Annotated in this window: 4 protein-coding genes; all 4 read left to right on the top strand. The window is 30.7% G+C overall.

All coding sequences use genetic code 11. From position 1 onward, the window contains the following. Positions 1-61 precede the first annotated feature (61 nt). The 4 genes from I215_RS15435 to I215_RS15420 all read left to right on the top strand — a co-directional run bounded on the left by I215_RS15435 (position 62) and on the right by I215_RS15420 (position 3,797). Positions 62-1,474, top strand: coding sequence for a hypothetical protein (locus I215_RS15435; RefSeq protein ID WP_008992926.1), 1,413 nt, complete (start codon positions 62-64; stop codon positions 1,472-1,474). A gap of 73 nt (positions 1,475-1,547) precedes the next feature. Next, entirely contained in the window at positions 1,548-2,126 is a 579-nt protein-coding gene (locus I215_RS15430) for a Crp/Fnr family transcriptional regulator (protein ID WP_008992925.1), read from the top strand. A gap of 65 nt (positions 2,127-2,191) precedes the next feature. Further along, a complete protein-coding gene (locus tag I215_RS15425) occupies positions 2,192-3,211 on the top strand; it encodes an NAD-dependent epimerase/dehydratase family protein (protein ID WP_008992924.1) in 1,020 nt (339 codons plus the stop codon). A gap of 7 nt (positions 3,212-3,218) precedes the next feature. Next, positions 3,219-3,797, top strand: a complete 579-nt coding sequence (locus I215_RS15420) for an NAD(P)H-dependent oxidoreductase (RefSeq protein ID WP_008992923.1) — start codon at positions 3,219-3,221, stop codon at positions 3,795-3,797. The last annotated feature ends 151 nt before the right edge of the window (positions 3,798-3,948 follow it).

The following is a 3,948-nucleotide window of genomic DNA, read 5'->3' as shown; positions in this document are numbered from 1 at the left end:
CAATCGCCTACTTTGCATATACTAAACGTTAGGTGTAATGCCAACAAAACACAAATAAATAATGACAACAGGAAAGAATTTACATAAGAATTTAGAGAGTTTCTTAAGGCATATTGATGCTATTAGAGACACGCTACCAATGACTATGCTTCTAATTCAACCATATAATAAAAAGGCAAATGACGATTTTTCAAAGTTTCTTAATGAAAATGTTGAAGAAATCGAAGACGACAATGGAAAGAAAAGACTTCTTGTCAAAGCAGATGAATCAAAAAAATTTGAAACTCTTGAAAGAAATGCTTCTACTTCAGCATTAGCCGGCAAAATTATTCCAGAAAGTTTATTTGTGTCTTTAATTTCTCAATATGATGCCTTTCTGACCCGTTTACTTCGTGCTATTTATGAAATCAAACCTGATGTGCTCAACGGTTCAGAAAGAAATTTGACTTTCTCTCAGCTTGTTGAAATGGATACAGTTGAAAATGCAAGAGACTATATAATTGACAAAGAAATTGATACGGTTTTAAGGAAAAGTCATTCTGAACAATTCGACTATCTTGAAAAACTGTTAGGAATGAAACTTCGAGAAAAACTACCAATTTGGCAAACTTTTATAGAGATAACTGAACGCAGAAATCTACTTGTTCATTGTGATGGTGTTGTCTCAAACCAGTATGTAAAGAATTGTAAAGAACATAAATGCCAAATAGATAAAATTAAAGTCGGTCAGCGATTAGGTATAGAGCCAAAGTATTTCACTAATGCATATAAATGTCTTTATGAAATCGCTACCAAACTGACACATACAATTTGGAGAAAACTTCTTATTTCTGACTTAAAAGATGCAGACAGAGAGTTGAATGATGTTTGCTTTCATTTGATAAATACAAATTCTTTTGAGCTTGCTGACATTTTGCTTGAATTTGGGTGCAATCAAAAAAGACACTTTAATGATTCTTTAAAGAATGTTTTTATAGTTAATGGTTCTTTATCAAAATATCTTCAAGAAAAAAAGGAAGAAGCAAAACAGATTCTTGACAAGAAAGATTGGAGTGCGAGTAGTGATGATTTCAAATTAGCCTATGCAGTTTTGACTGACGACTATGAAATTGCGTACGAAATGATGTTAAAAATTGGAGATAATGGAGATGTCGATAAATCAGATTATAAACAGTGGCCACTTTTCAACAAAATACGAGAAGAAGAAAAATTTAAAGAAACGTATAAGGAAATCTTTAAAGAAGAATATTCTGTAATGGAAACACCAATGAAACCAATTCAAGAACTAATTAATAAAGAGATAAAGAAGAACAAAGAACTGAAAGAGAAAACAGTAAAAAAAGTAGACTCAGCAAAGGAATTGAAAGAAAAAGAAAGCACTACACCTAACAATGGCTATAAGCAATTGGGGGCAAAAGGGAATAAACAAAAGGCTAAACCTAAAGCAAAAGTAAATGCTAAACCGAAAAGTTAGGTTTTAAAACCCCAACTGCTCATAGCCGAGCCGTTATGCGTCACCTTATCACAACCGTTCGAAAAAACTAAAAATGAAAAACGATAACGTAAGAAAATTTTTACAGTCCTTTAATATATTGACAGATATTGAAATTGACGATTTTCTACAACTTTTATCTTATAAGATCTTCAAAAAGGCAGATTATTATATTAAAGAAGGAGAAACTTGTAAACAAATAGCATTTGTTTTAACAGGTAGTTTGCGATCATATTATATTTCAGACAAAGACGAACAAATTACTTACTGTATCACTTTTCCAAACAGTTTAATGACAGCATATTCTTCATTTTTGACAGCACAACCAACTATGGAAAATATACAAGCCATTACAAAAACTGAATTGTTAATCATTCCTAAAGACAAATTCGAAAAATTAGTACAACAAAATCCTAATTGGGTATATTTCTTAAAAACAATAGCAGAACAACAATACATTGAATTAGAGAAAAGAATATTTCAATTGCAAAAAAGCGATGCCTCAAAACGCTATACAGACCTAATGAAAAATCAACCAGAGTATGTTCAAAAAATTCCTTTACAATATTTGGCCTCTTACTTAGGTATTTCACAACGACATTTAAGCAGAATACGAAAAGAATTTTCTTTTTAGACATTTGTCCTATTCTGAAAGTTTGATAGGATTTAGCTTTGCACATCTAAACTTAAACTAAAGAGATGAGCAAAACAATTTTAATTATAGGTGGAACTGGTTTGATTGGAAATACTATTCATGAAATGCTTTCGAACAGAAACCCAGCTTTAAAAATTTTAATCGGAACAAGAAATAAGGGTACCAATCAAAATCATGTACAAATTGATATAAATGACAAAAACTCTTTTGAATCATTATACAAGCATTCAATCAATTTAATCATACTTTGTGCAAAAGACCCCAATAATAATGCTTTAGATTATGCCATAAAATCTAAAATTGATTATATCGATATTACAAAACCGACAAGTGAACTAGTAAAATCTTTAGATTTTGCTGAGAAAAGAACCATTGAAAGTAAAATTGTATTTAGTTCCGGATGGATGGGTGGTATTGCACCATTGCTATTATATTCAAAAGGTGTTTTAGCAAATGATGTCAAAAATGTTGAAATTTTGGTTTATTATTCTACTAAAGATAAAGCTGGGAAAAGTTCAGCAGATTTTATGGCTGAAAATGTAAGCAAACCATTTAATTTCTATAAAAATAATACTAAGGTTAATACCAAGCATTTTTTAAATTCAAAGTATCATGTTTTTAATTTTGACGGTAAAAACAGGAAAGTTTATGATTTTGATATTCCAGATTTATATATTTTTAATCAAATAGAAAAGATACCAACTGTTTCAGCCAAACTGACCTTTGATTCTAAACTCATTACTTCTGCTTTAGGCATCATGCAAAAAATAAATTTCTTTAAAATTTTAAATTTTAAAGAACGAAAATTAATATTTGGAGGAGGCGGTAGTGGAGATGTTTCAACCTTTGAAATTTTTGTCTCACACAGTAATTCTAAACAAGAAAAAGTTATTTTAAAATGTCCAAAAGGTCAATCGGAATTGACCTCTTTTTCCACTGTACTACATGTTGAAAAAATACTTGAAAACAGTTTTCAGAACAGCATCTATTTTAGCCATCAACTACATAACCCAAAAGATTTTACAGCTTCATTAACTTCAAATAGCTCAATATCTATACATTAAATAATTTATGAAAAAAATATTAATTATAAATGGTCACCCAAACAAAGAAAGTTTGAGCTTTGCATTTGCAAAAGCCTATAATAAAGGTGTTACAAATTCAGGGGCAGAAGTCAAAGAAATAATAATTGCAGACCTCAATTTCAATCCAAATCTGCAATTTGGGTATCAAAAAAGAACAGAATTAGAGCCAGACCTTTTGAATGCTTGGGAAAAAATTAAATGGGCAGACCATTTAGTTTGGATTCATCCTGTTTGGTGGGGTGGACTTCCTGCGAATATGAAAGGATTTATTGATAGACTTTTTTTGCCAGGCTTTGCATTTCAGTATAGAGAAAACTCAATGTTTTGGGACAAATTGTTAAAAGGTAAAACAGCTCATATTATTACAACACTTGACCAACCGAGTTGGTATTATTGGTTGGTTTATGGCAGACCAAGTATAAACCAACTAAAAAAAGCAACTTTAGAATTTTGTGGAATTGGTCCAGTTAAAGTTTCGTACTTTGGCATCATTAAAAACTCAAATGAAACAACAAGACAAAAATGGATTTCAAAAGTTGAAAAATTGGGAAGACAAAATAAATAAAGGCGAACGCATAACACTGGCTATAAGAAATTTGCGATTTTTAGGTAGTTGAAACATCATGGTCACGAAGAAAGTTTTATTTTGCCGACTGTACTCGGTTCGCTATGTCGCAAACTTCCCATAGGTACTGTGTTAAAAAACAAGTTTTTTG

It is taken from the genome of Galbibacter marinus (genome assembly GCF_000300875.1).
GTDB lineage: Bacteria > Bacteroidota > Bacteroidia > Flavobacteriales > Flavobacteriaceae > Galbibacter > Galbibacter marinus.
This window is presented reverse-complemented; position numbering and strand designations above follow the sequence as displayed.